We start from the raw sequence: 26,464 nt of genomic DNA, 5'->3' as shown, positions 1-26,464 counted from the left end.
CGAGGCGGAGACATTCGAGTCTGGGTTATCGAGCACCGGTTGACTTCGAGGTCGATTACACATTTATGATGGACATTGCCGCCTGATAGTACACATTGATGTGTCCACTTCCAGGGGTTCACGCCCCCGATTGTGGATACACCCTCGAACCGGGTGGCATCAGCGATGAGCAGAGATCGGCCGAGGTTGAGTACAGCCGTGCACACAGTGTTCCAGGAGGTGGAGAGGTTCTTAGCGATGACGTGGATGCTCATCTTGTCGATGACCACGGACTTCAATGCCCACAAGCGTGCTGTCGTGGAGAGTTTCGATCTGCCGGCGCAGGCTCGCTGGGGTGTTTGGGACCAGCGCTGGTGGCAGGAAGGGCAGGTGTAGGTGCGGATGCGAATAGCCAAGGTCACCGCGGTCAGGCCGATCGGGGGATGAACGAGTTTGCGGATCCTGGTGGCCCGGACGAGTCCGCGTTGACGGCAGACAGGGCAGGACCTGTCGTTGTCGGTGATCAGGCACAGCACGGTCAGATGCCGACCAGTGTGGTGTTGCCCGATCGCGGTGAGTCCGAGTTCCGGCAGGGAGAGTGTGGTATCGAGGCAGGGCGGGGTAAAGTCGTACACGAGGGACCTTGGGTCGTGATGGAGTCTTGAACACCTACATCATTGCACCCAGGGTCCCGTTGTCATCGACGCCGGATTCAACTCTTCCCCACCGCCCTATCTATGAAGAGCCTATTTACATCGGTGGATCAAGGCTAAGCTCACGGTCGGACTGCCACCTATAGGGAGCACATCCGACATCACCATCACAGTCAATGGAACATTGGGCCAGTTCGCAGGCACTGCAGACGGCGAGCCCGAGGTAGACGCGTCTGGCGATCTTCTTGGGCTATCGATTGACGCATTGCTCGATCCGCTGACCGACCGACTGGTGCCTCTGCTGCTCACGCCGATCAAGGGTGCCATCGGTCCGATTCTCACTGCAACAACTGACCAGTTGTCTGCAGCCCTGGAAGGAGTCACAAGCCCGATCCTTGACGAGCTTTCGCCCGTCCTGGAGGGACTCAACCAAGTTGTCGACCTCACGGTTAACGAGCAATCTCCGAATCCATCATCAACCGGCGCCAGCGCGCAGTCCTCACTGGATTCGAGCGAAGTCGACGGGGACAACGGACCTGGTTTCACCGTAAACGCAGTCAGTCTAGAGCTGTTGCCGGAATTGGCAGGTGGCCCGCTCGCCGACGTCAACCTCGCGTCGTCCTCGGTCCGTGCGACCGCAGACGCACCGGACCCGGGCGATGACGATGTGAACACCAACGCAGCCGCTTCTGCTGCCGCATCGGCGACCGCCGATGACGACGGCAACGAGGCAGCCCAGGCAGCATCACAGGCAGCAGCGCTTGCGGATGCCACGACAACGGCATCTGCTGCCGCGGACGCCACTGCTGAGGCCGCAGCTGAAAAGGCCGCAACAGCCGATGCCTCGACAACTGCTTCGAGTGACGCGACCACTGAGACGAACGCTTCGTCGACGGTCGCTTCGCAGGCCGCTGCCGACGCAAATGCCGAAGATAACACCAACGCAGAAGCCTCCGCAGCAGCGGACTCCGATTCCGGATCCGCCGCCGAAGCGGCATCGACGGCCGACTCCTCCTCGGAAGCATCAGTCGAAGCAGCCGCAACCGCGGATGCCTCGACCGATCCTGACGGAACAACAGCTGACGAAGCCGATACGAACACCAACGCATCGGCCTCTGCAGCAGCAAACGCGGACAACTCGGATGAGACCAACGCTGACACCACAGCGGCGGCCAATGCCGACGCGGCAGCAGCCGCATCGGTTGCGGCGAACGCGGACTCCTCTGCTGAAGCGTCAGCTGAAGCAGCAGCGGAAGCAGATGCTTCGGCCGATCCGGACGCAGCAGCTGATCCGGATGCTTCGGCAGCCGAGGAAGCTGACACGAACACCAACGCGTCGGCCTCCGCAGCAGCATCGGCTGATGCTGATGAGGACAACAACGCAGCAGCCGAGGCAGCGGCAGTAGCCGCCGCCGACGCTGACGCGAACGACACCGCATCCGCAGCAGCCAACGAAAACGCTGAAGCCGCAGCAGAAGCAGCAGCCGAAGAGGAAGCCTCGACCACAGCATCGGCAGATGCCACCGACGAGGCCAACGCATCGGCACAGGCAGCCGCTACCGCAGCGGCTGATGCCACCGATGAGGCCTCGGCAAGCGCTGACACCACTGCAGCAGCAGACGCTGACACGGCGGCAGCCGCAACCGCGGCCGCCAACGCCGAAGCGTCGAGCGCAGCCTCGGCAGAAGCCGCGGCCAATGCCGACGGTGACGAGGCAAACGCCAGCGCTTCGAGCGATTCTGAGAAGGCCGCCTCGGCGAACTCCTCGGCGTCGTCGGACGCAGGTTCGGCAGCGAACGCCGGATCCGCGGCCAACGCCTCGGCGGGTTCGAGCACGAACGCCTCGGGCAACGCCGGTGGCGACCTGCCGCGGACGGGTGCCGACGGCGTCCCGGCCATGGCCGGATTCGCCGCTCTGCTCATCGCCGGCGGTGCAGCAGCGGTGTGGGCAACCCGCCGCTACCGCGCCTCGGCTGGTAAGCACTGAAGCCGGCAGGCACTAAGGTGACCCAGCTCAGGCACTGAGCTGAAACCGCGAACGGCGGGATCGAAGAGAAATCTTCGGTCTCGCCGTTCGGCTGTTCCCCCGTCGTTCGTCATTGACTCGACGGACGCATCCGCCCGACGCCGCCCCAGCGAAGACCTACAACCCGCGCCCAGCCTCCCACGGCTCTTCCGAGGCACCGGTGATCAGGGCGTTGACCGACATCGCCTGCGCATCGGTGAACGAGGCGATATAGTCCACGACCGCCCGTGCCCGGCCCCGCCGCACGATCCCGGCCGCGCCCTCCTCCCCCAGCGCTTGAGGGTTGCGTGCATACAGATCCGAATACTCCTGCGTGGCCGCCTCGACGGAATCGACCAGACGCCGGGGAATCCGCGTCGCCTCATCCGGGTCGAGCAGCCACTCATGGAATCCCTCGACCAGGGACGCGATGATCCGCGTCTGCCCACGCTGATACACCGCCAGGTCAGACCGTTCGAGCACGAATCGCGCATGCACGAATTTGAGCACCACGACATCGTGCCAAGCCTCCTGGCTCAGTCGCACGTGACCGCTGCGGATATGCGGATCCGGGTCGACGACGATCGAGGCCTGCAGCCGATCGATCCACCGCCGCGTGAACCCGGTGACCGCCCGGTCCGCCTCCAGTCCCCCGTCGTAGGGAACGCCGAGCAGCCCCTCGACGAGATCCCGGTTGACCCGCTCCACCGACTCCCGGAACGCCTCCTCCGAGGCGATCCACGGATCCTTCTGCCCGATGTGCCGGCGAATCGCCTCGAGCGCATGCCCGGGCCGGCGCCGATCCAATTCCGCAGAATCCAGGGCCGCCAACTCCCGATGATCGCGCAGCCAGCGCCCGAGTTCGGCGGACACAGCCGTGTACTGGAGCACGTTCGACCGGTAGAAGTCGTCCAGGTCGTGCACCGCATACGCAATATCGTCGGCGACGTCCATGACCGCGCACTCGAGCGTCTGCTGATACGTCCCGATCGCCGGGAACGCCGAGAGCACGTCGGCCATCTCCTCGACCTCGGTGGCATAGGCGGAGAACTTCATCGCCCCCTCGCTGACATCATCACCGACCCCGCGCGGCATCCTGGCCGCCGACGACGCCCGATCGCCGATCCATTCCCCGCGCTCCCACGGGTATTTGAGCACCGCGGCCCGAATCGCTCGGGTGAGGTTGAGACCGCGCGCCGTGGCCTCGCAGCTGTCGAGGGCAGTGAGGATCCGAAACGTCTGCGCGTTGCCTTCGAATCCGTCCTCGAGGCGCAGCACCTGCCGCGACACCCGGTCGAGCTCCTTCTCGCCGAGGTGGCCGAACGGTGGGTGCCCCAGATCGTGGGCGGCTGCGGCCGCCTGGACGACAACAGGGTCACACCCGCCGAGGCGGCTGACCGCGTCCCGGGTCGCCTCGTCCGCGTTATTCAACGTGATCGCGATCGACCGGGCCACCGCAGAGACCTTGAGCGAATGCGTCAGCCGGTTGTGGATGACCGTGCCGGACCCGGCCTGCGGAATGACCTGCGTGACCGAGGCCAGGCGGGAGAAGAACGGGGAGAAACGGATCCGTTCGATATCGACGCGGAACTCGTCCTCTCCCGGGCGGGCCTCCTCGGCGACATTGCGATCGCGGCCCCCGGTCAAGTGAAATCTCTGGCGTTCCATGAACTCAGACTACCGATACCAGCCCCCACACATCCTTATTGCTACCTGACGGGGGCCCAGCAACCTGGCGCGAGGTTGCTGGGCCCCCGTCAGGTAGCAAGGGGAGTCGTTGAGACTCGTGTCACAGTGACGTATGGTCGGAATACCTATAGGAGGTGGTCACGATGACCGGAGTCAATGAGGATTTCTACCAGCCAGCGACCCAGCCTGGCGACATCATCGAAGTCGAGGACGAAGAGACCGGCGAGATGGTCAAACACATCATCTACCTCGACGAATTCGGCAACGGCACGAAGACGCGGCCGCTGACCGAAGAAGAGCTCGAAGACCTCGACGAGGCTCCCGAGGACTGACCTCGAACCAGCGCTCACTCAGAGCAGCTGCCACCGCGGACACCGGATCACCGGTGTGCGCGGTCGTGGTTGAGGGGTCCTGCTGCACCGCGTGATGGAGCAGCTCGACGAGCCGTCATCAGTCATCCGAGGTCAGACCCATGCGCGCGAACAGTCGCGCGGCGGTGGCGCGATAGCTCTGTTTGACTACCTGCCCGAGCTCTGGATCCCCGCCCAGCAGGGATTCCGCGAGGCCTTTTGCCTGTGCGAAGGCGATGTGCGCGGGCAGCGGCGGCGTGTTGCGGTCGCAGCGGACGTCGAGGACGACCGGCCGGTCGGCGGCGAATGCTTGGTCGAAGGCCGCGTCGATGTCCTCCGGATCGTCGACGGTGATGCCTCTGAGCCCGAGCAGCTCCGCATAGCCCGCGTAGTCCATCGACTCGACCAGCTGGGCCGTGTCCCACCTCGGGTCACCGGCCTCCCGCATCTCCCAGGACACCTGGTTGAGGTCGCCGTTGTTGATGACGAGGACGACGAAGGTGGAGTCCGACCATTCCCGCCAGTGACGTTTGACGGTGAGCAGACCGTTCATACCCATCATCTGGAAGGCTCCGTCGCCGATGGTGCACACCACCGGACGATCGGGATGCGCGAACTTGCCGGCCAGCGCATAGGGCATCGCGGCGAGCATCGAGGCCATCCGACCCGAGAGGCTGCCCATCTGGTTCGGCCCCAGTTCGATATGGAAGCCGTACCAGTCGGCCGTGCTCCCGGCGTCGCAGGTGATGATCGCGTTCTCGGGCAGACGTTCGTTGAGGGAGACGAAGACCCGGCGGGGGTTGATCGGATCGGCTTCGGTCTGCGCGACCCGCGTGTTCTCCTTCGCCCACGCCCGGTTCTCCTCGGCGATCTTCTCCTGCCACTCGGTCGCGTGCTGGGTCAGATGCGGCTGCAGGGCCGCCAGAGTGGTCTTCGCATCACCCCACAGGTTGACCTCGGTGGGGTAGCGCAGGCCCAAGTGACGTGGTGACAGGTCGATCTGCACGGCTCGGGCCCGCCCGGTCGGTGGCATGAACTCGCCGTAGGGGTAGTTCGTGCCGACCATGAGCAGGGTGTCGCATTTCTGCATCATGTCGTAGCTCGGCCGCGATCCCAGCAGACCCAGCTGCTGGGTGTGGTAGCCGACGTCCCCCGGCACGACCTGTTTGCCCAGGAGGGTGGTGATGACACCGGCACCGAGGCGCTCGGCGACGCTGATGACCTCATCGGTCGCTCCGATCGCGCCCTGTCCGACGAGCATGGCGACCTTCTCACCGCTGTTGAGGACTTCGGCCGCGCGGGCGAGCGCGTCGTCGTCGGGTCGCAGGCGGTCCTCGGCGTAGCCGATGCCGGTACGGGAGACGAAATGCTCGACCGCCGGCTCTTCCATGTCCATCGTCTGTACGTCGGCGGGCAGGACGACGACGGCCGGACCGCGGTAGGCCTTAGCCATGCGGACGGCTTTGTCGACGACGAGCTGCGCGTGCATCGGCGCGGCCACTGTCTGCACGAACATCGCGGCGTCGGCGAAGAGCCGTTCGAGGTTGATCTCCTGTTGGAATTCGGAACCCAACGACACTCGCGCCTGCTGTCCGACGATGGCCACGACTGGGGCGTTGTCGCCCCTGGCGTCGTAGAGGCCGTTCATGAGGTGGATGGCTCCGGGGCCTGAAGTCGAGACGCACACGCCCACGTTCCCGGTGAACTTCGCGTGGGCGGTGGCCATGAACGCGGCCTCCTCTTCATGGGTGGGGCGCACATAGGTGAAGTCCTTGCCCTCGTCCTGAGCTCGGCCCATGGCCCCGTCGAAACCGCCGATGCCGTCGCCGGGGTATCCGTACCACCGGCGCAGATCCCAGGCGATGAGTCGATCGATGATGAAGTCGCTCACGGACGTCGCCATGGCACTCTCCTCAGATGTCTCGAGTCGCAGATGTGATGCGGTCGTCGCGGTGCGCCGACCTGGCCCTCCAGGCTTGCCCTCGATATGGCTGCTGTCAAGACCCCGGGCCCTTGGCATCAACGCCTCACCGAACACCCCCGCGACCTTCTTGCGAGGCTCGGGAAGACCCGTCCGCGGGCGCGGGACGTTCCCCGATCCGAGGGGGCTTACCAGATCCGCAGGCGGCGGCTAACGTGAATGGATGAGCACATCACGACTGCAATCGTTCAGTCTCGGGGCAGCCACAGCCGTGGCTGCCGGACTCGCGGCAATCGGGTCGCGCAAGGTGGCGACGTGGGCCAAGATCGGCAAGGGGCATCCGCTCAAGCATCGGCTGCTCGACGTGTCATCGCAAGCTCTGCAGACGAAGTATCCGCTCGAGGCCATGAGCACCTATCTCGACGGCCTGCACATGTACGCAGATGACATGGGTCGGCAGGTCGAAGCGGCACACTTCTGCATTCACCTGCGCCACGAGCTGCACCAGTGCGTCATCTTCGATCGCAATGAACCCGACGCCCGACTCATCGGCATCGAGTACATCATCAGTGCAGAACGGTTCGACGCACTGCCCGCCGAAGAGAAGCGACTGTGGCACAGTCACCACTATGAGGTGAAATCGGGCATTCTCACGGCTCCCGGCGTGCCCAAGCTCGCCGAGCGCTCCTACTTCGAGGACCTCGTCTCCACCTATGGGAAGACCTTCCATACTTGGCAGTACGACCGCGACGACTTCCCCTTCGGCATTCCTCAGCTGATGATGGGCTTCACCGACGACGGTCAGGCCCAGGCAGAGCTGCTCAGCGACCGAGACGCCCGCGTGGGCGTGTCCACACAGGAGAGGCGCGCGCACCGCGAGAACATCCCGATGCCGCATGTCGCCGCCGAGGCGAACGCGTGGGAGAGCGGACACACCGTGCAGACGACGTTGCGTGACGTTCCTCTGCGGAGAGACTGAGGCGGGTCCAGCACAGGTCTGCCGATCCCGCACGGGCACCCGAATCCGTTGACGCACAGCGTGGTCTCGGAATCGACGTCACCACGACGCTCGGACGGTCTCCGTAGGTCCGTCGACCTCGGTGAAGCCGGCGTCGACGACGCTGATCTGCTGGTCGTCCGCCGCCCACGCGTCCGCCGTTGCAGTCTGCACGCGCAGACTGAATCCGGACTCACGCCAGCGGTTCCGCACATCGTCGGGCATCTGTTCGAACGCCAGCTGCGCGGCGTGACCGCATTGGGCGGCGGCCTTCCCGGTCGTCAGCGTCAGCTCCGGTGAGAGGTCGATCGTCACGACCGCCTCGGAATCGGGAACCGAGGACTCCCCCTCGTCAGGGAACTCGGTGCCGCCCACCTGGAGCTTGTTCAGCTCGTGAGGCAATGGTTCGACGGGGCCGGGTGCGAACACGAACGCCTCGGCGGGAGCGAATTCATCCGTGCCGCCGTGGGTCACACCGACACAGCCGAGGGTACGGGCGTCGTCGAGTTTCTTCCCATCACCGCGGCGCACGACCTTGCGGATGGCTCCGTCGCGCCAATACTCGACGGCATCGTGCCACTCACCGCCCTCCTGGGCACGCGGGTCGTCGAGGAACACCACAACGGCTCGGGCGGTGGCTTCGAGGACGTCGATGTGGCGGGCGATGGCGGTCTTCGACCGACGCACGACGACCGGCAGTGACCATGGGACTTCATGGTCGGTTTCGTGTCGGCGCATGTGCTCGGTCATAGAGCCGATCCTAGCTGTGCATCATCGAGTCCCGCACTGACGGCACACCAACTGCGGCGCCGAAGCCGCTGTGCCCCCGGCGCCGCAGTGGCGAACGCGCTGACGCACCCTCATCGGGTTATCAGCCTCGGCCGGGGTGCAGCAGAACCTTCGAATAGCCTTCTTCGCGTTTGTCGAATTTCGCGTATGCATCCGGAGCGTCGGACAGCGGCAGCTCCTGAGAGACGACAAAGCCCGGCTGCGCCCGTCCTGCGATGATGAGGTCGCGCAGCTGATGTGCATAGCGCTTGGCATCGGCCTGTCCGGTGCCGATCGACTGCCCTTTCTCAAACAACCGGCCGATCCTGATCAGCAGCTCCCCCTTTGCCGAATGTTCGTCGGGAGCTCCCGGATCGGAGGGCAAGTACAGACCGACGACGCCGATGCCACCGGTGTGACGGACCGTGCCGACGAGCTGGTTGAGCACTGCGGCCGGCTGCTCATCGCCGTCGGCCGCCGTCGCCTGATAGCCCACGGCGTCGATTCCGCGATCAACGCCGTAGTCGCCGAGAGCCTCGGTGATCTGTTCGACCGGGTCACCGTCGTCGAAGTTGATCGGCTCAGCTCCGATGCTTTTGACGAGGTCCAGGCGGCTGGACACGTGATCGACCGAGAAGACCCGGCTCGCCCCCTTGAGAAGGGCAGAGTAGGCGGCCATCATGCCCACCGGTCCGGCACCGTAGACGGCCACCGTCTCGCCGGGCCGCACTCCCGCCAGTTCAGTCGCACGATAGCCGGTGGGGAAGATGTCGGCGAGTAGTGAGAATTCCTTCTCGTGCTCGTCTCCGGGCGGCAGCGGCACACAGTTGTAATCTGCGAACGGCACGCGCAGGTATTCGGCCTGACCGCCGCCGTAGGGTCCCATGCCGACGTAGCCGTAGGCACCACCGGCGGTTCCCGGCTCGTTGACCGTCAGACAGAACGCCGACTTGCCGGCACGGCAGTTGTCGCAGAACCCGCAGGCCACGTTGAAGGGCAGAACGACGCGGTCGCCCTTCTTCACTGTGGACACACCCGAGCCGACCTCCTCGACGATGCCCATGTTCTCATGCCCGAAAGTGACACCCGGCCGGGCGTCGGTGCGCCCTTCGTACATATGCAGATCCGAACCGCAGATCGCTGCGGTGGTGATGCGCACGAGCACATCTGTCGGATCCTGGATCGTCGCATCTTCGACTTCTTCGACCGCGACCTCGAGCGGCCCTTTGTAGACGACTGCCTTCATCGGATATTCACCTCCGTGGCCGCCTCAGCGTCGGCCTCGTCGTTGTCGACGGTTGGTCCGCTCACCCCTGCGGCCACGGCCGCGTCATCGGGAAGTGCGAACGGAATACCGCCTGAACGCCATTGTGGACCTGCCTGCCGATCGGACGGAAGCCCCCTCAGCCGGCTGCCCGAGCAGCCGGTCCTCGACCACCGCGAAGGTTTCTGCGGGTATGGTGGAATCAGCAGTGAGGCGCACGCTGCGGCAGGGGCAGTCGTCGACACGAGCACTGTGTACGACTCGCCTGCTCTGGACAGTCGAGAGAGTTGAAGTCGTGACGGAGGAGTCTATGAAACTCGTCGGGGAGGCATCCGCTGGAGCGACATGCACTGCGATTCCCGCTGACATCCTCACCGGAATGTCTGACCAGATGCGGGCTGTGCTCGAACTCCAGGCCGCCCGCGCCGCGGACTGTGCCCAGGCAGGACTGCGGGCGGTGAAGGACGACATGGATCCCGAAACGGCACGCCTGACAGCGAACCGTGCCGAATACTGCGCCGAACGCTCCTACTGGAACGAAGGCGGCCCGACGATGGCCCGCACTGATGACGGGCATATCCGCGCCGCCGAAGTCGACGTTCCGATCCGCATCCACCGGCCCCTCGCCGAGGCGGTCCTGCCCGGGATCGTGTTCCTCCACGGAGGCGGGTTCACCGTCGGCAACCTCGACACCCATGACCGCATCATGCGGGTGCTCGCCGAGGCGAGCGGAAGTGCCGTCGTCGGAGTGGACTATTCGCTGTCCCCCGAAGCGAAGTTCCCGCAGGCACTCCACGAATGCGCGGGCATCGTCGACCACCTGGCCGCACACGGCGTGGACTTCGGCGTCGATGGTGCCCGATTGTTCGTCGCCGGCGACTCGGCCGGGGCCGGACTGACGCTGGGCACCGCTCTGCTGTTGCGCGACGACCCCACCGCCGCCGGGGCACGATCGTCGGCATTCTCCTCGCTGCGCGCTCTCATCTCGGTCTACGGCAGTCACGGACTGGTCGACTCCGCCAGCCGAAGGCTCTTCGGCGGGGAGTGGGACGGCATGGGCGCCAACGATCTCAACAACTTCAGGGACGACTACTTCGCCGTCCCCGAGGACGAGCAGTCGCCGTTCGCGTCCCATCTCACTGCTGACCTGTCCGGTCTGCCTCCGGTGTTCGTCGCCGGCGCCGGGCTCGACCCGCTGCGCGATGACAGCCGCGCCTTGGCTCGGTCACTGGCACGGGCGGGCAACGATGTCGAGTTCGAGGAGTACCCGAATGTGCTCCACTCTTTCCTCCACTTCGGCCGCCTCGTCGATGAAACCAACAAGGTGCTGGCCAGCGCTGCCGACTTCGCAGCCGACCGTATCCGTCGATGAATACAGAGCTGAGAGGACACGTTCAGCGGCCCGGGACCTGATTTCTCAACCCCGGGCGGCTCTGACTACAGGCAGCTGTGCGCCGACGACTGTCTCCATTCGACTGACCGGCTCTCTACGGAAGTCGCAACCGCTCGTCTGCGGCACCGTCGGACTGCCGCTGCCGCTCGCGTTCGATCTCAGCGTCGAACTCGGCACCGAGGAGCAGCGAGAGGTTGACCATCCATATCCAGGCGAGCCCGACGATCACTCCCCCGATCGACCCATAGGTGACGTTGTAGCTGCTGAAGTTGTTGATATAGAGAACGAAGCAGGCCGACACGGCAAGCAGCACGAGCAGAGCGACGAACGCACCGAGGCTGACCCAGCGGAACGTCGGCTGCCTGACGTTCGGGGTCACGTAGTAGAGCAGAGCGATGAGCAGCATGACGAAGAAGACGAAGACCCGCCATCTGACCACGTTCCAGATCAGCAGGGCAGTCGCGCCCATTCCGATGAGCTCGCCGAGCGTCTCGGCGATGGGCCCGGACAGCACGAGCAGCAGCCCCAGAGCGGCCAGCACGAGAAGCGTGACCACGGTCATCAGGAGCACGAGCGGCTTGAACTTCCAATACGGTCTGGTCTCCTCGACCCGGTAGACAGCGTTCAGGGCACGACCGAGCGCGCCGATGTATTTCGACGACGACCAGATCGCCAGCAGCAGGCTGCCGATGAGGGTGACTCCGGCCGAAGACGACTCGGTGAGTTCGACGATGAGTGGGCGGATCGCCGTGGCCGCCTCGGCCGAGACTCCGTGGACCAGGGAGAGCACCGCCTTCGTGGTCGACTCGGCTTCCCCGACCACGCCGAGCAGCGACACCATGGCGAGGATCGCCGGGGCAGCGGAGAGCAGAGCGTAGAAACTCAGCCCGGCTGCTCTGTCGAGGCACTCGTCGTCGAGCAGACGCCGAAGAGCGCCCTTGACGATTCGCACTCGATTCAGCCGTGGCCCGGCCCGTCTCAACGCTGTCCCACTCTGTAGTCCTTGGCCGCGTGGATCATCGCATTGAGAGTCGCGATGACCGGCACGGAGAAGAAGGCCCCGGCGATGCCCGCCACCGCTGCTCCCGCTGTCACACCGAGGATCACCGCCAAGGGGTGGATCTTCACTGTGGGTCCTGTCAGCCACGGCTGCAGGACGTGGCTTTCGAGCTGCTGGACGACGATGACGATCCCGAGCATGATCAGGCCGTGCACCCACCCGTTGAAGAGCAGCGCCAAGCCCACCGCGACCGCTCCGCCCACGATCGCTCCGACGAACGGCACGAAGGCACCGAGGAAGACCACCATGGCGATCGGCACCGCCAAGGGGACGCCGAGGATCAGAGCACCCACTCCGATTCCGATCGCATCGCTGGCCGCGACGACGAGCTGGATCCGAATGAAGTTCGTCAGCGTCTTCCAACCGGCCTCACCGGCCGCGAAGATCCGCGCATGCGCCTTCTTCGGCCAGATGTTGACGACCCAGGTCCAGATGCCGCGCCCGTCGATGAGCGCGAAGAGGGTGACGAACAGGATGATGATGACGCCTTCGATGACATGAGCCGCCGTCGTGCCCACCTCGGCGGCACCGGAGCCGAGACCGGCGGCGTTGTCCTGCAGCCACTTCCCCGAGGAATCGACGAGATCATTGAGTTTGGCTTCGGTGAGTCCGAACGGCTGCGTGGCCAAGAGCTGCTTCGCCGCGTCCAGGGTCGTCGCCACCTGCTTCTGGATCTCGGGTATCTCACTTCTGATCTGAAAGGTGATGAGGAGGACGAGCCCGGCCAACAGGCCGAGGACGACCACCCAGACGGTGACCACCGCCAACCATTTCGGCCACCGATGCCGTTGCAGGAACGTCGACATGGGGACCAGGAGGGCAGAGAGGACGAGGCCGGCCAGGAATGGAACGACGATCTGTGCGACCTGCAGTGCCACGAAGATCGCGACTGTGATTCCCGCGATGATCACCAGCAGGTATCCGGTGAAACGGGCACCCAGTCTGAGTCCCTCGGGTATCGGGTCATCGCGATTCGGAGGCGCGTTCAATGGACCTTCTGTCATGGACCAACACTAATGCCGCGAGGCACTCAGTGGGTGGGCCGTTTCCTTCTGCCCCGTTCCCTTCTGCGCCGGTTCCGGTCAGCGGCCTCCGAGAGAAATCCGAAGAATCACTCAAACTGAATCACTACGGTGTCCCGATGACCAGATTGCGACGTTGGCCCTACACCTTCGCCATGGCGCTCGCCCTCCTCGTCGGAGCGGCCGCCGTGGTCTCGTCCCTCTACCTCGACCTCCCGCTGCGGGACCCCGACGGATTCCTCGGCCCCTCATACATCCGCCTGCCGCTGCTGGTTCTCGGATTCATCGGCGGCGGGCTGCTCGTGGAAGCCGTGAGGCGACACGGGTGGCGGAACCTGCCGACGTCTGTCGTCGACATCGCCAAGAAGGAATGGAACGCCCACCGTCTGCTGTGCATCGGTGCGGGACTGCTGAGCTTCTACGTCTGCTACGTCGCCTACCGCAACCTCAAGAGCGTGCTGCCGGTGTTCCGCGAAGGCACCCTCTTCGATCAGCAGCTGTTCCGCCTCGACCAGTGGCTCATGGGCGGCAGCACTCCGGCGGTGGTCCTGCACGAACTCCTCGGCACCGGCATGGCGGCGAATCTGCTGTCGATCGCCTATCTCGCCTATCTTCCGCTCATCCCGATCAGCCTCGGCGCGGTCCTCGTGCTCAATCGCAGACACGCCGTCGGCGCCTGGTATACGACGATGCTCAGCCTCAACTGGGTGCTCGGCACCATCAGCTACTATCTCCTGCCGTCGGTCGGTCCGGTGTTCAGCCATCCCGACGCCTTCCGGGCGCTGCCCGACACCGGAGTCCGTCAGCTCCAGGAATCCCTCATCGACACGCGACTCGACTACCTCAGCAACCCGGTCGGCAGCGACTCCATCCAAGGTGTCGCCGCGTTCGCATCGCTTCACGTCTCCGTCACCTTCGCCGCCGCACTGTTCATGACGCTGACGAAACAGAACCGCGCCGTCCGAGCGATCACCTGGATCTTCTTCGCAGTGACGGTCGTGGCCACCATCTATTTCGGATGGCATTACCTCCTCGACGACATTGCGGGCATCGGCATCGGCGGGGCGTCGGTGGCACTCTCCGCATGGGTGACCGGGCACCGCAGAGCACGCCGACGGCCGGTCGCCGCAGTCTCCGAGCCTGTTTCCGTGCCCGCCGCGAAGCCCGCGAATTCTGTCTCACGCACCGCCGGGGCTATACTGTAATCACCTGCGAACCCGTTTTTCGGGTTCCCTGCGTCGTCAGGACGCCTCGTCTCTGCAGCTGGGTGAAAGAACCCGCGCATTTCCGAAGCCGTTTTCTCTCGGCGATCGAGAGCGCCGACAGCGCTCATTCCATGACCGGCTGCGGCTGCCTGCCACCATTTCACGGCACCGGCACGCCCTCCGGCACGTCGAAGGGCCACACCATCACTACTTCACAGACACGCACCAACCCCCGCACCAAGAAAGCCACCTCGGCACCGACCTCGTTCGCCGAGCTCGGCGTGCCCGCCGAACTCGTCGACTCCCTCGACCGTGAGGGCAAGACCCAGGCCTTCCCCATCCAGCAGGACACCCTGCCCGACACCCTGGCCGGCCGCGATGTGCTCGGCCGCGGAAAGACCGGATCCGGCAAGACCCTGGCGTTCTCCATTCCACTCGTCGCCCGCCTCGCCGAATCCGGCAAGGGCACCCAGAAGGTCCGCCACCCGCGCGGACTCGTCCTGGCTCCCACCCGTGAGCTCGCCACGCAGATCACCGATGTCATCGACCCGCTGGCCAAGGCCGCCGGCCTGAAGACGACGACGATCTTCGGCGGGGTCAAACAGCGCCGACAGGAGAACGCCCTCAATGCGGGCGTCGACATCGTCGTGGCCTGCCCCGGCCGCCTCGAGGATCTGCTCCAGCAGGACATCCTCACGCTCGAGAACATCGAGGTCACCATCCTCGACGAGGCCGATCACATGGCTGATCTGGGCTTCCTGCCCGGTGTCACACGCATCCTCAAGCAGACCCCGGCCGAGGGGCAGCGGATGTTCTTCTCCGCGACCTTGGACAACGACGTCGACAAGCTCGTCCGTCGCTTCCTCCACAATGAGGTCCTCCACTCCGTTGATGAGGCGACCTCGCACGTCTCGGCCATGACTCACCACGTGTTCGAGGTCTCGGTCGACGACAAGAACGCGCTCGTCCACAAGCTCGCCTCCGGCACGGGCCGCCGCATCCTCTTCACCCGCACGAAGCACCGGGCCAAACGCTTCGCCCGACAGCTCACCGCTGCCGGCATCCCCGCCGTCGATCTGCACGGCAACCTGTCCCAGGGTGCTCGCGATCGCAACCTCGCCGCGTTCACCGATGGTGACGCGAAGGTGCTCGTGGCCACGGACATCGCGGCCCGCGGCGTCCATGTCGATTCCGTCGAGCTCGTCGTCCACGTCGATCCCCCGACCGAACACAAGGCCTACCTGCATCGTTCCGGCCGTACCGCCCGTGCCGGCAGCGCCGGCGACGTGGTCACCGTGATGACACCCGATGAGCGCAAGGACACGCAGATCCTGCTGCGCAAGGCCGCCATCAAGGCCTCCCCGCAGAAGGTCACCGCCGACTCCCCTGAGGTGACCGAGCTCGTCGGTGAGATCGCCGAGTACGTCGCCCCGCAGCCGAAGGAACCGGTGCAGCCGCGCAAGAAGACCGAACCGGCGAAGTCCGGTGGTCGTTCGTCCCGCCGTCGCCGAGGTGGCCGTGGCGGACGCGGTGGAGGTGCGGGCCGCGATGGCGCCGCTGGCGAGAGCACTCGCACGAACTCGCGCAGCAGCGACTCCGGCCGCACTGGTCAGAACGGCCGCAGCGGCGAGGGCAGTCGCCGCCGCGAGACCGGTCGGGGAGGCCGCTCGGGCAATCAGAGCTCGGGAGCGCGCACCAGCCGGTCGGGCGGCCGCCGTACCGCAGACTCTCGTGGCACGAGCCCTGAGACCCGTCGCCGCAACCGCTCTCGCACCGGAGGTTCGCAGCAGGTCTACTCGACCAGCAGCTGACATCCTCACAGTGTGATAACTCTCCGCATATAGTACACTTTGGTGTACTATATGCGGAGAGTTATTCTTCTGCGATCGAGGGGCGGGAATCAGTAGGATTGCGGCATGGAGCCATCGGAGGCCGCGGGCGCTCACGACCCGATCACAGAGAATATGTACACCGGATCGCAGAACAGCTTTCCCGGCGACCTCATCGACTCCTCCGATCTGTCGAACGCCGACCGCGAGCAGATCGCTCAGCTTATGGACGCGCTTGCCCGACTGCGCGAGGCCGAACGCACCCTCGCCGAGGCTTCGCGCAGATTCATGAAGCTCAGCGAGCAGGACATGCGTGCATTGCACTATCTCATCGCAACGAAGCGGCAGAACGCAGTCGTGACCCCGAAGATGCTGTCTGCCCATATGCTCATGTCGGCAGCCTCGGTGACGAAGCTGATCAATCGCCTGGAGCGGGAGAGGCATGTCATCAGGAAGCTCCATCCCAGCGATCGCCGGGCATATGCCATCGACGTCACCGCGGAGACGGCGCGCTCGGCACGAGAGACCGTGGGGCGCGCCCAGGCCAGACGGATCCATGCCGCCGTCCGCCTCACCAGCCGCGAACGCGATGCCGTCATCCGCTTCCTCGACGGCATGGCCGACGAGCTGTCGCTGAGCAACGCCGACTGGGCGAAGCCGCTGTGATCGGAGGCGACCGGTGAGCCACAACCGTGAACACCTCACTCTCGTCTGGTTCCGCGACGACCTGCGCGTCGACGATCACGAGGCACTGACAGCGGCCCGCGCCGAGGGGCAGGTGATCGGTCTCTGGATCAGGGAGTCCCGCAGCGACGACGGCTTGGGCCCCCGTCCGCTGGGTGGGGCCGCGCGGTGGTGGGCTCATGAGTCGCTGCGCGTCTTGGAGGCCGAACTCGCGCAGCTCGGGATCCCGCTGCTCTTCGCAGCAGGCTCCGCCGCGGACATCGTCCCGCAGGCGGCCGCGGACCTGGAGGTCGATGCCGTCCGCTGGTCACGCCGTTATGCGCCGGCTGCACGTCGCCTCGACGCGCAGATCAAGACGGACCTGGCTGATGCCGGTCGTGCCGTGCACTCCCATACCGGCGCGCTGCTCGTCGAGCCTTGGACGGTCAGCCCTCAGGGCGGTGACTTCTACAAGGTCTTCACGCCGTTCTTCAACGCTGTGCGCGATCGCGAGGTCGGAGAGGTCCTGCCGCTGCCCGACGAACAGAGCCCCCTGACGGAGGCAGACCGGAAGAATCTGGACAATCACTCCTGGGGACGCAGTCTCGACGATCTCGGTCTTCTCGACGGAACCGACACGGGCTCGGGCAGCTTCGCCTCGGCGAGGACCCCGCAGTGGTGGCAGACGACCGTGGCCGAGCACTGGAGCCCCGGGTGTCGAGAGGCGGCGCGAGCGCTGGCGGACGTGAGCGACGGGGTCGAGGACTACGCAGATTCGCACGATGTCCCCGCCGACCCCGACAGCACGTCCGGCCTGTCTCCGAGACTGCGCTTCGGCGAACTCTCCCCACGGCAGCTGCTGGCCGCGGCCCTGGACCTGCCGACGGTCAGCGATGATGACCGGCAGGCATGGATCCGGCAGCTCTACTGGCGGGAGTTCTCCTGGCACCTGACCTATCACCTGCCGGCCATCGAGTCCGAGCCGATGCGGCCGGAATTCGCATCCTTCCCTTATGAGGACGACCCCGAGGCGCTTGAGCATTGGCGCAGCGGTACGACCGGGATTGCCCTCGTCGACGCCGGCATGGCGCAGCTGTGGCAGACCGGGTGGATGCACAATCGAGTGCGGATGGCCACGGCGAGCTTCCTGACGAAGAATCTGCTCATCCACTGGTGGCACGGCGAGCAGTGGTTCTGGGACACGCTCGTCGACGCCGATGAAGCCAACAATCCCGTCTCGTGGCAATGGGTCGCCGGGTGCGGAGCCGATGCGGCCCCGTACTTTCGGATCTTCAATCCCGAACGCCAACGTGAGCGTTTCGATCCGAACAGCGAGTACGTGGGCAGGTGGGTGGGCCGCGGGCCGGGCGGTCTCACCCGAACGGAACGTTCACACGGCGATCGCGAGCCGATCGTCGATCTCAAGGCATCGCGCCAGGCGGCGCTGGCAGCCTATGACCGGATGAAGAGCGAGGCGAAATGAGCACGACGAACGGACGCAGAATTCTCCTGGCCGGGTGCGGAGACCTCGGCACGCGGTTGGGACTGCGGTTGGTCGACCAGGGGCACGAGGTGATCGGACTGCGCCGGCGCGTCGCCGAACTGCCCGATGCCTTCGAGACGATCAGCCTGGACCTCTCCCTCCTCGGAGCGCCCGACCGCGGCCGGGCCGACGTCCCGGTCCGCAGCGATCCACGACTGGACGCACTCGACGCGGTCGTCATCACCCTCACTCCGGACGAACCGACTCGGGCCGGATACGAACGGTCCTACCTCCACGGGCTGAGGGGCCTCGCGCGTGTGCTCGAGTCACAGCCGGGCCGAGTCGTCCTCGTCTCCTCCACGCGTGTCCTCGCTGAGGACCAGACACGTGTGATCACCGAAGACTCTCCGAGCGCCCCGGAGTCCGGGCCGGGTGAGGTCCTCGCGGTAGCCGAATCCGAAGCGGCCGAACTCTTCGACCACGTCACGCTCGTGCGCCCGGCGGGTATCTACGGACCTGGCCGCACTCGTCTCATCGACTCCGTACGTCGCGGGCAGCAGTTCAATCATCAGCGGTGGACGAACCGCATCCACCGGGACGATCTGGTTCACGGACTGGAGCGCTTGACCCTTGACCCGGAACCGCCGAACCTGGTCCATGCCGTCGATTCCCAACCTGCCCAGATGGGCGAGGTCGCCGCCTTCATCGCCGACCGCCTCGGCGTGCCCGTCCCCGGCCATGTCGAGGACGAGAAGCCGGGCGGCAAACGGATCGACGGAACTCGCTTCCGCGCACTTGTGGGCGAACTCGGCTACCCCACCTACCGGGACGGCTTCGCGTCGATGCTGACGGCAACTGCCTGATCACGAACGAGATCGGGGAACGGTCACGCTCGCACCCGACGGCGCGCCTCGGCGGCGATGTTCTTCGCCATTGCGGGGAAGATGAATCGGTGGAACGGGGCGACGAGGGCCCAGTAGAGGCGGCCGCGCACACCGGTGGGAATGAAGGTCGCTGTCTGGTGGTACTCGCAGCCGTCGGCTGAGTCGGTCAGCGTGAATTCGAGCCACGCATGACCGGAGACCTTCATCTCGGCGCGCAGCAGCAGACGCGAGTTCCGCTCCAGCTGTTCGACCCTCCACCAATCGACGGGATCGCCGATGCGCAGGGAATCGGGCAGCCGTCGACCTCGGTTAAGGCCGGCGCCGCCGACGGCTTTGTCCCAGATTCCGCGGACTTTCCAGGCCAGGGGCCAGGAGTACCAGCCTTGAGCCCCGCCGATGCCCTCGATCACGGGCCACACATCGGCGGCCGAGAGACCGGGAATCGTTGCCGCGCGTTCGTCGGTGCAGATGCGCCGTCCCGCCCACTGCGGGTCATTCGGCAGCGGGCTGGCCGCCTCGTCGAGCTCTCCGGCGTCGGCGTCCCAGTTCGTGTCCACGGCGCCCTCGACTTCGCGACGCAGCGCGAGTCGGACGGCATCGTCGAACCTGATCAGCCCGGATTCGGGCGGTGGGATGACCTCGTCGATCGCATGTGATGTGGCCACCGCGTCCTCCTGCAGCGACTGGACGAGAGGGAGGGTGAGGCGGAACGGCAGCGGTGTCACCAGTCCGACCCAGATGCCCGACAGGGTCGGGGCGGGCAGCGGCAGCGCGAGGACATGTCGAGGCTTGAGACCCGCGACTGAGGCGAAGGTGCGCATCACGTCGGCGTATGTGAGGATCTGGCGCGAACCGATGTCGAAGGACTCATTGACCCGTCCGTCGACGTCAGCGGCGGAAAGAAGATAGTAGAGAGCGTCACGGACCGACAGCGGTTCGACGCGGTTGGCCACCCAGTCCGGTGCCGGCATCCACCTCAGCGTCAGGGCGAGATGGCGGATCATCTCGAACGAGGCGGAGCCGGAGCCGATGATGATGCCGGCGTTGAAGACGATCGCGTCGACCTCGGAGTCAAGCAGAATCCGTCCGACGGTCGCCCGCGAACGCATGTGTTTGGACAGTTCGCGTCCCTCCGGATGGAGTCCTCCGAGGTAGACGACACGGCCCACACCGGACCCGGCGGCTTCGTCGGCGAAACGCGTGGCCGCCGCGGACTCGGCGGCTTCGAAGTCCCCGCCAGAGCCCATGGAGTGCACAAGGTAGTAGGCCGTGTCGATGCCGGTGAGGCTGTCGGACAGTCCGCGACCGGTGTCGAGGTCGACAGTTCTCACGTCGACGTCGTCCGACCAGGGAACCTGTTTGAGCTTCTCCGGTCGCCGCACCCCGACCCGGACCTCGTGACCGGCCTGAAGCAGGCGAGGCACGAGGCGACCGCCGATGTAGCCGGTCGCCCCAAGCACGAGGACACGGCGCGGGGTGCGGGTCTGTCGGATGACTTCGTCACCGAGTGATTCCGAGTGGTGCGGTGTCGAGCGTTTCGTCGGGCGATTCATCCGAGGGTCCTTCCGGCCTGCCGGGATCGGCTGTCATGGACCAAGCCTACACATTTTATTAACCCATTGGATACTATCTACCGAGAGATAGTTGAACCTCAGTCCGCCAACGCAGCACCCACGTCGTATCGAAGGATTGCGGCGATGTTTTCGGACATCGGATCATGACTGAGCCCGATCTCTGCCGAGGACAGAACAGCCTGGGCGATGATGTCTGCCTCTCCCTCTGCAGCCTCGGCGTCGTCGAGCAGCAGGGTCGCCACTGCACCGCGCTCGACTGCTTTCGCGACTTCGGTGCGACCTTCGACCGCGCGGTCGTGGGCTTTGCTCTCGGCCAGCCGTTCGGAGTTATCGGCCTCGCGCTCGCCGGCGAGTTTAGTCACGAGTGTTCGCACTGCCACATCGATCGCCTCTTCGGCACCATCATCGTCGTTGCCGCCTTCTGATATCTCGTGCAGCAGCTCTTCGGCCCTCACCGACAGTTCGGCCTTGACAACCGTTCTGCCCTGCACTTCTCCTGCCAACACGACGGCGTTCGGTGCATGGTCGGTGATCAGTCGGTCGATGAAGTCGGCGACAGCGCGAGCGTTGTCTTTGATGATCTCGTCGACGCGACGCCGGATCTGGTTGTGTGAGTAGGCTCCTCGCCGCGGCTTGTTGATGTCTTCGTCGTTGTCGCCGGTCACGTGGACCGACTCGTTTTCGGTGCGTTCACGATCCGGAGTCACGCTCAGTTCACGCACGGCCGCTCCATCCTGTCCGGCGATGACAAGCACGACGTCGAACTGCCTGCATTCCTGGCGGAGGTAGGCTCCGAGTTCGGGCACGTCTCCGTAGTGCGCCGCGTCGCCTTCTCCCAACGCCGCATCCCAGTGTTCGTCAAGCAGAACTCCCCCCGAGTTCGCAACGATGGTCCGACCGTCCGTGTGCACCTCGGTGGGTTCGTCGACGAGGATGATCGCGTCAATGGGCTCGAGGAGCGACTCCTCTGCCCCGCTTTCGGACAGCTGGTCCCGCAGCTCCGACCAGCGCAGGCGCAGCTGCGTCTCGGCATCCGCTGAAGGAGCACGACCCTCAAGGTAGACCGTGGCATATGGACCGCCGCTCTCGTAGACCGTGCGCAAGTGACTGTGGTTCATCCCTTGTTCCTCCTCAGCATCTGTGTTTATCTGTCCGGACCCCGCGGGGACCCGCCGCGGTGTGCGCGGTCTTCTCAGCCTGGCATTGTGCGGAGACCCCTGTAAACAGTCTTGACAACCATGGGCCGGGCCTTTAACGATACGATCTCAGGTCAACTTCGCGGACCGGCCGGAGGCCCTCCGAAGAAGGCGGTCAGCACAGGACCGACGATGCAGGCGGCGATGAGACAGACGATGCCCAATTTGTACTCCTTTCGGAACAGAGCGAGGACGCCAGACAGCGCCAGAACTCCTGCGATGACCCACAAGACGATGAGCATGATATTCTCCTTCTCTCCGCGAGGCAGGACGTCTCGCTCGTCGGTTCGCCCAACTACACAATGGTCTTCATCGTGACACCTCTCACTCCCGCTGACAACGGCCCGAGCCTGACAATGGACCCCTGCGGAGACAGACGGTCAGCTCATCGACGACTTCGCCATCGAACAGCAGGGCCCCGCTGCACTCGGCCGCAATGCACCATCGCCCAGGGGATTGTCAGGACGGCTACGGCTTCTGAAGTGACACAATGGGACCATGAACACCGAAGCGATGATGCGCGCCGTTAGCCAGCAGACTTTCGGCAGCGCCGACGTTCTCGAAATCACCGAGATTCCGCGCCCAGAGCCCCGCCCCAACGAAATCCTCGTCAAAGTTCAGGCGGCGGGCCTCAATCCCACTGATTGGAAGCACCGTTCCGGCCGCGGCTTCATTGACACGTTGCCCTTGGTGCTCGGCTGGGATGTCTCTGGCGTAGTCGAAGATGTCGGCATCGGCGTCGCGACGTTCGCACCCGGAGACGAGGTGTTCGGCATGCTGTCGTACCCGTTCGGACTCGGCTCCCACGCCGAATACGTCGCCGCCCCGTCCAGATTCTTCGCAGCGAAACCCCGATCCGTTGATCATGTGCAGGCGGGAGCACTCCCCCTCGTCTCACTGACCGCCTGGCAAGCGCTCGTCGAGAATGCGGACGTGCAGTCGGGACAGCGCGTGCTGATCCACGCGGCCGCAGGCGGCGTCGGGCACATCGCTGTGCAGACCGCGAAGGCGCGGGGCGCATACGTGATCGGAACCGCGAGCGCGGAGAAACACAGCTTCTTGCGCGAACTCGGCGCCGATGAGGTCATCGACTACCGTACGGACGACTTCGCCGATCGAGTGCGAGACGTGGACGCGGTGCTCGACACGATCGGCGGTGACACAGCGATGCGCTCCCTGCACACTCTTCGCAAAGGCGGCTGTCTCGTGTCGCTCATCCCCGTCGGCTCCGCTGATCTCCTTCGCGAAGCAGATCAGCTCGGAGTGAGAGCTCTTCGAATGCTCGTGGACTCCTCGCGCAGCACGCTGGAAGTCGTCTCCGGACTCGTCGACGATGGTGCACTGCGTGCCACCATCGCCGGGACGTTCCCTCTCACAGAGGCAGCGGAAGCCCACCGAGAGGGCGAGACCAATCGCACAACCGGAAAACTCGTACTCACCATGGACGAGTAAACGAAACGCAGTCCTCACCGAGCTGGCGGCGGGGCCGCCGCGGCTTCGAGCTCCGTCTCGGCGGCAAAACAGGGCCCGGCACCTGTGCAACGGTGCCGGGCCCTGCGATTACGGGTGTCAGTAGTGCGCCGGCGGATCACTTGCGGGGAAGGACTCTTCCTCCCATTCATCGACCAAGTTGTCTTTATGCTGTATCGACGCGGAATCCGTGCCGGGCCTTTCTGCAACATCATCTTTGGCGTCCTCGGGGATCTTTGTCGGGTCCTTCTGGTCTTCGCTGGAATCGCTCATCACGATCATCCCTTCTCTATCGAGTGCATGCACCCATGCTGACACTGTTCCGGGCAACTCGGTAGGGGTGCTGCCCGGTACACCGATCGTGTCCCAGTCTGACCGCCTGAGCAATTGCCCGAAACCGATTTTGGGCGCAGCACCAGCCTTGCGTAGGATGTTGCAAGGTTAAGCAGGCGGCCTCCAGATGTGAGGACCCCTGATTGTGTATCGCCTTCCCCTTTGCCCGCAGATTCTCGCGCGGATCATCAACGCCAGCGGCTCAGAACTGAACCGCCGACGTTGAAAGACACCGTTGCTGCGTCCGACCCCCACCACGAATCGGTCGCAGAACTCCTCATCAGGCTCCTGGCCTCAGAAGACGAGCTCGGCACCTTCGTGGATGAGCTCGCAATCATGGCCGCCGCCGAAGTCAGTCAGGATTCTCCGGTCTCGTGCGGGATCACGCTGGTCCGCAACAGACGCAACACCATTGTCGGCGGCAGCGACGACGCAGCGAGACGATTCGAAGACATCCACACCTACCTCGGAGCCGGCCCGCGTGTGGAGGCAACGAAGAGCCGCACGATCATCTGTGTCGATGACGCCGAGGAAGAGAAGCGCTGGCGAGACTTCATGGACATCGCTGTGCTTGACGATCTGCGAAGCTTGGTGGCGGTCCCGCTCGACATCGATGACACTGCGCAAGCGGTCATGACCTTCTACGCCATGCAACCCCGCAGCCTCGGGGAGCCGATGCTGTCGAAAGTGCAAAGATTCGTGGAACCGGTGAAGAGGTCACTGCGCGTGGCAGTCCGAACCGCGCGCTTCGCCGAAGCAGCCGAACACCGACAGCGGGCGATGGAATCGCGTACCGTCATCGACGTGGCCATCGGAATCACCATGGCCCAGGCGGCCTGCAGCCAGGAGGAAGCTGTCGCCATTCTCAAGAAGGCGTCATCGCATCGCAATATCAAACTGCGCACGCTCGCCGGTGACCTCGTCGACTCACTCGGTCAACCCGAACGCCGTTCACCGAGTGAGTGACCGGCCCTCCACCGGATTGTCGAAATGTTCGGTCGACGCGCTCAACACCACCCCGTAGACTGACTTTCCACCCGCGCTTTCCAGCGAAAGGCGACTTTCATGTCGACCGAAGACAACAGCACTGACGACAGCACCGCAGGCAGTATGCGCAAGGCTGCGGAGAATCTCGACCACGATGCCGGTGGAGCGCCGTCGGCGGCCTACCTCGACAACGTCGATCCCGAGGAGTTCGGTCGGCACGACGATGCCGACGACGATGACGACAGCGATGAGGGCCCCAACGCCGACGTCGACTAGAACTTCGGCACGTCGCCGGCCAGAGCCCGCGCGGGGTCCATAGCTGTCGCCGCCACACTTTCAGCTGCGTCTACACTTGAGCGTCGCCTCTCACAGCGTCCTCGTCGTCGAGCTCCACGGCAATATCGCCACGCGGAATGATCGGTATGTACAGCGCCTTGCCGAACACTTTCGCGGTGATCGTGGTCATCCCCTCACGGAGGTAGGGCAACACGGTCATGACAGCAACTTCATTGACGAACTGCTTAATCGTCCGACTGCTGGGGTCGGCGCCCTCAGACATCGAATACTCGCCCGCCACGCTGACGACGGCTTCGCCGATTGCCACTTCTGCGGTGGCTATCAACCGAACGCCGAACCCGCCTGACCCTTCTCTGATCTGCACTTCGATCGAGATCTCCCCGTCCTCCCCGTCCGAACCGGAGTCGAAACGGCGGGCAGACACTTCATGGAATTCCACTGATTCAAGTTGCACCTGGTCAATGAGAGCTCGAACTTCATCAAGAGGGTCGTCGCCTTCAAATGTCATGGAAGATCACCTCGCAAGCCCGAAGTCGGACTGCTTGACGGTGCGCCATGATCTACCAGCGGCAGGTGCACCTCCACCACCAGCCGAAGACACTGAAACAGTTGTCGTTCGCGCAGTCTCCCACTCGCGGCGGGCTGCAAGCCACACCGACTGTCCCTGATCCTTCTGCACCTGGTGTTCATAAAACGCGCCGAGGGCATTCGCGTATCGTCGCAACGTCGACGCTTTCGGATCAGAGTCATAGCGCTCAAGTTTGTGAATAGCCTGCTGCGTCACTCCCATGATGTCGGCGAGCTCTTTCTGAGTAAGACCGGACTCTTGGCGGATTCTGATCAACTCTGCCTTGAGCTCCCGATCTTCACGCGCAAGAACTTTTGCGCGCGCTCGCACGAGCTCTGGATTCAGGGTCGACAAAGCATTCTTCCGCGCGGCAGTCATATCGTTCATTATACAGAAACAACCTACAGGTTGTTAGGTGGCGAGGAGCGCGGTTGCCAACCGTTCCCCGCACCAGCTCGGTAGCGCTCTACTGCAAAATCGATCTCACTCTGCTGGCTCGGAGAATCTGACTTGATATGCCGGTGCAGTGAGACCAATGCTGTCGGCAGTTCGACTGGTTCAGCGTGATAGAAGCGCAGTGCTTTGGTCAGCGCCCGCCTCCGCAGTTCGTAGACATCAGGATCACTGTAAATGGGCTTGATTCGGGCTGTCTCGTCGCCGCTGTCCCACAGTTCCCCGGCCGCGGCCGCCTCCATCAGCTCGGCGTTCTCCCCTTCTTGATGGAATCTCTCGAATGGAACAAGGCCATCCAACCACCGGTCCATTGCAACAACGGAGGGGTGCAGATCATCAACATAGTCCCGCCAAATCAAGGGAGGATCTTGCCGGGTGCAGCATCTCGAATCGCTGCCAGCGCGTCTCTGCTGTGCCATAG

At 64.6% G+C, this 26,464-nt stretch carries 25 protein-coding genes and 1 pseudogene; 12 read left to right on the top strand and 14 right to left on the bottom strand.

Features of this window, described 5'->3' with window-relative positions:
• Positions 1 to 95: 95 nt before the first annotated feature.
• A pseudogene (locus tag BLIN9172_RS13880) lies at positions 96 to 614 on the bottom strand (ISL3 family transposase); the annotation flags it as partial.
• A 589-nt stretch (positions 615 to 1,203) separates the two neighbouring features.
• Here BLIN9172_RS13880 and BLIN9172_RS18190 point away from each other — a divergent pair.
• The gene (locus BLIN9172_RS18190; protein WP_170286919.1) at positions 1,204 to 2,619 is read left to right on the top strand and encodes a hypothetical protein; all 1,416 of its coding nucleotides are present in this window, start codon (positions 1,204 to 1,206) and stop codon (positions 2,617 to 2,619) included.
• Between the two features lie 156 nt (positions 2,620 to 2,775).
• On the opposite strand, the gene BLIN9172_RS13870 is transcribed toward BLIN9172_RS18190, so the two are convergent.
• On the bottom strand, positions 2,776 to 4,305 hold the full coding sequence (locus BLIN9172_RS13870; protein ID WP_101555579.1) for a deoxyguanosinetriphosphate triphosphohydrolase family protein: 1,530 nt from the start codon (positions 4,303 to 4,305) through the stop codon (positions 2,776 to 2,778).
• 164 nt (positions 4,306 to 4,469) lie between these two features.
• On the opposite strand from BLIN9172_RS13870, the gene BLIN9172_RS13865 reads away from it, so the two are divergent.
• Complete coding sequence (locus BLIN9172_RS13865; RefSeq protein WP_101555578.1) at positions 4,470 to 4,658, top strand: hypothetical protein; 189 nt, start codon at positions 4,470 to 4,472, stop codon at positions 4,656 to 4,658.
• Between the two features lie 118 nt (positions 4,659 to 4,776).
• On the opposite strand, the gene BLIN9172_RS13860 is transcribed toward BLIN9172_RS13865, so the two are convergent.
• On the bottom strand, positions 4,777 to 6,579 hold the full coding sequence (locus tag BLIN9172_RS13860) for a thiamine pyrophosphate-requiring protein (protein WP_101555577.1): 1,803 nt from the start codon (positions 6,577 to 6,579) through the stop codon (positions 4,777 to 4,779).
• Between the two features lie 241 nt (positions 6,580 to 6,820).
• Between BLIN9172_RS13860 and BLIN9172_RS13855 the strand changes: the two genes are divergently transcribed.
• Positions 6,821 to 7,576, top strand: a complete 756-nt coding sequence (locus tag BLIN9172_RS13855) for an OBAP family protein (RefSeq protein WP_101555576.1) — start codon at positions 6,821 to 6,823, stop codon at positions 7,574 to 7,576.
• Between the two features lie 78 nt (positions 7,577 to 7,654).
• Here BLIN9172_RS13855 and BLIN9172_RS13850 read toward each other — a convergent pair whose 3' ends face one another.
• The gene (locus tag BLIN9172_RS13850; protein ID WP_101555575.1) at positions 7,655 to 8,344 is read right to left on the bottom strand and encodes an aminoacyl-tRNA hydrolase; all 690 of its coding nucleotides are present in this window, start codon (positions 8,342 to 8,344) and stop codon (positions 7,655 to 7,657) included.
• 121 nt (positions 8,345 to 8,465) lie between these two features.
• Positions 8,466 to 9,608 carry a glutathione-independent formaldehyde dehydrogenase gene (locus BLIN9172_RS13845; RefSeq protein WP_101555574.1) on the bottom strand — a complete coding sequence of 381 codons (1,143 nt, stop codon included), beginning with the start codon at positions 9,606 to 9,608 and terminating at the stop codon, positions 8,466 to 8,468.
• A 328-nt stretch (positions 9,609 to 9,936) separates the two neighbouring features.
• Between BLIN9172_RS13845 and BLIN9172_RS13840 the strand changes: the two genes are divergently transcribed.
• Positions 9,937 to 10,998, top strand: coding sequence for an alpha/beta hydrolase fold domain-containing protein (locus BLIN9172_RS13840; RefSeq protein ID WP_240812157.1), 1,062 nt, complete (start codon positions 9,937 to 9,939; stop codon positions 10,996 to 10,998).
• 115 nt (positions 10,999 to 11,113) lie between these two features.
• Here the strand turns inward: BLIN9172_RS13840 and BLIN9172_RS13835 are convergent, their stop codons facing one another.
• Positions 11,114 to 11,971: a YihY/virulence factor BrkB family protein gene (locus tag BLIN9172_RS13835; RefSeq protein ID WP_170286920.1), complete on the bottom strand. Its 858-nt coding sequence runs from the start codon at positions 11,969 to 11,971 to the stop codon at positions 11,114 to 11,116.
• Positions 11,972 to 11,997: 26 nt separating this feature from the next.
• Positions 11,998 to 13,083: an AI-2E family transporter gene (locus BLIN9172_RS13830; protein ID WP_101555572.1), complete on the bottom strand. Its 1,086-nt coding sequence runs from the start codon at positions 13,081 to 13,083 to the stop codon at positions 11,998 to 12,000.
• A 137-nt stretch (positions 13,084 to 13,220) separates the two neighbouring features.
• On the opposite strand from BLIN9172_RS13830, the gene BLIN9172_RS13825 reads away from it, so the two are divergent.
• The 5 genes from BLIN9172_RS13825 to BLIN9172_RS13805 all read left to right on the top strand — a co-directional run bounded on the left by BLIN9172_RS13825 (position 13,221) and on the right by BLIN9172_RS13805 (position 19,144).
• The gene (locus BLIN9172_RS13825) at positions 13,221 to 14,306 is read left to right on the top strand and encodes a phosphatase PAP2 family protein (protein ID WP_240812158.1); all 1,086 of its coding nucleotides are present in this window, start codon (positions 13,221 to 13,223) and stop codon (positions 14,304 to 14,306) included.
• 131 nt (positions 14,307 to 14,437) lie between these two features.
• The gene (locus BLIN9172_RS13820) at positions 14,438 to 16,117 is read left to right on the top strand and encodes a DEAD/DEAH box helicase (RefSeq protein ID WP_101555570.1); all 1,680 of its coding nucleotides are present in this window, start codon (positions 14,438 to 14,440) and stop codon (positions 16,115 to 16,117) included.
• 105 nt (positions 16,118 to 16,222) lie between these two features.
• Positions 16,223 to 16,801 carry a MarR family winged helix-turn-helix transcriptional regulator gene (locus tag BLIN9172_RS13815; RefSeq protein ID WP_101555569.1) on the top strand — a complete coding sequence of 193 codons (579 nt, stop codon included), beginning with the start codon at positions 16,223 to 16,225 and terminating at the stop codon, positions 16,799 to 16,801.
• Between the two features lie 13 nt (positions 16,802 to 16,814).
• A complete protein-coding gene (locus BLIN9172_RS13810; protein WP_101555568.1) occupies positions 16,815 to 18,281 on the top strand; it encodes a cryptochrome/photolyase family protein in 1,467 nt (488 codons plus the stop codon).
• Positions 18,278 to 19,144 carry a Rossmann-fold NAD(P)-binding domain-containing protein gene (locus tag BLIN9172_RS13805; RefSeq protein WP_101555567.1) on the top strand — a complete coding sequence of 289 codons (867 nt, stop codon included), beginning with the start codon at positions 18,278 to 18,280 and terminating at the stop codon, positions 19,142 to 19,144. The genes BLIN9172_RS13810 and BLIN9172_RS13805 overlap by 4 nt, the downstream gene beginning before the upstream one ends.
• Before the next feature lie 23 nt (positions 19,145 to 19,167).
• On the opposite strand, the gene BLIN9172_RS13800 is transcribed toward BLIN9172_RS13805, so the two are convergent.
• The 3 genes from BLIN9172_RS13800 to BLIN9172_RS18185 form a co-directional block, all read right to left on the bottom strand.
• Positions 19,168 to 20,718, bottom strand: coding sequence for an SDR family oxidoreductase (locus BLIN9172_RS13800; protein ID WP_101555566.1), 1,551 nt, complete (start codon positions 20,716 to 20,718; stop codon positions 19,168 to 19,170).
• Between the two features lie 98 nt (positions 20,719 to 20,816).
• The gene (locus tag BLIN9172_RS13795) at positions 20,817 to 21,857 is read right to left on the bottom strand and encodes a baeRF2 domain-containing protein (protein WP_101555565.1); all 1,041 of its coding nucleotides are present in this window, start codon (positions 21,855 to 21,857) and stop codon (positions 20,817 to 20,819) included.
• A gap of 152 nt (positions 21,858 to 22,009) precedes the next feature.
• Positions 22,010 to 22,177: a GPGG-motif small membrane protein gene (locus BLIN9172_RS18185; protein ID WP_162835618.1), complete on the bottom strand. Its 168-nt coding sequence runs from the start codon at positions 22,175 to 22,177 to the stop codon at positions 22,010 to 22,012.
• Positions 22,178 to 22,433: 256 nt separating this feature from the next.
• Between BLIN9172_RS18185 and BLIN9172_RS13790 the strand changes: the two genes are divergently transcribed.
• Positions 22,434 to 23,387, top strand: a complete 954-nt coding sequence (locus tag BLIN9172_RS13790; RefSeq protein WP_101555564.1) for an NADP-dependent oxidoreductase — start codon at positions 22,434 to 22,436, stop codon at positions 23,385 to 23,387.
• Positions 23,388 to 23,504: 117 nt separating this feature from the next.
• On the opposite strand, the gene BLIN9172_RS18180 is transcribed toward BLIN9172_RS13790, so the two are convergent.
• Positions 23,505 to 23,678, bottom strand: coding sequence for a hypothetical protein (locus BLIN9172_RS18180; RefSeq protein WP_164742825.1), 174 nt, complete (start codon positions 23,676 to 23,678; stop codon positions 23,505 to 23,507).
• Positions 23,679 to 23,960: 282 nt separating this feature from the next.
• Here BLIN9172_RS18180 and BLIN9172_RS13780 point away from each other — a divergent pair, with 282 nt between their 5' ends.
• Positions 23,961 to 24,704 (top strand): GAF and ANTAR domain-containing protein, encoded by a 744-nt coding sequence (locus BLIN9172_RS13780; RefSeq protein WP_101555562.1) that lies wholly within the window; start codon positions 23,961 to 23,963, stop codon positions 24,702 to 24,704.
• Positions 24,705 to 24,803: 99 nt separating this feature from the next.
• Positions 24,804 to 25,001 carry a hypothetical protein gene (locus BLIN9172_RS13775; protein ID WP_101555561.1) on the top strand — a complete coding sequence of 66 codons (198 nt, stop codon included), beginning with the start codon at positions 24,804 to 24,806 and terminating at the stop codon, positions 24,999 to 25,001.
• Positions 25,002 to 25,071: 70 nt separating this feature from the next.
• On the opposite strand, the gene BLIN9172_RS13770 is transcribed toward BLIN9172_RS13775, so the two are convergent.
• Genes BLIN9172_RS13770 through BLIN9172_RS13760 form a run of 3 tightly spaced genes read right to left on the bottom strand, consistent with a single transcriptional unit; the run spans position 25,072 to position 26,462 of the window.
• Complete coding sequence (locus BLIN9172_RS13770; protein WP_101555560.1) at positions 25,072 to 25,530, bottom strand: hypothetical protein; 459 nt, start codon at positions 25,528 to 25,530, stop codon at positions 25,072 to 25,074.
• Between the two features lie 6 nt (positions 25,531 to 25,536).
• Positions 25,537 to 25,968 (bottom strand): helix-turn-helix domain-containing protein, encoded by a 432-nt coding sequence (locus BLIN9172_RS13765; RefSeq protein WP_101555559.1) that lies wholly within the window; start codon positions 25,966 to 25,968, stop codon positions 25,537 to 25,539.
• A gap of 23 nt (positions 25,969 to 25,991) precedes the next feature.
• Positions 25,992 to 26,462 carry a hypothetical protein gene (locus BLIN9172_RS13760; RefSeq protein ID WP_101555558.1) on the bottom strand — a complete coding sequence of 157 codons (471 nt, stop codon included), beginning with the start codon at positions 26,460 to 26,462 and terminating at the stop codon, positions 25,992 to 25,994.
• Positions 26,463 to 26,464: the final 2 nt, after the last annotated feature.

Origin of the sequence: Brevibacterium linens ATCC 9172 (genome assembly GCF_900169165.1) — a bacterium.
Classification (GTDB): Bacteria; Actinomycetota; Actinomycetes; order Actinomycetales; family Brevibacteriaceae; genus Brevibacterium; species Brevibacterium linens.
The sequence above is the reverse complement of the archived record's forward strand: the minus strand, read 5'-3'. Positions and strand labels throughout refer to the sequence as shown.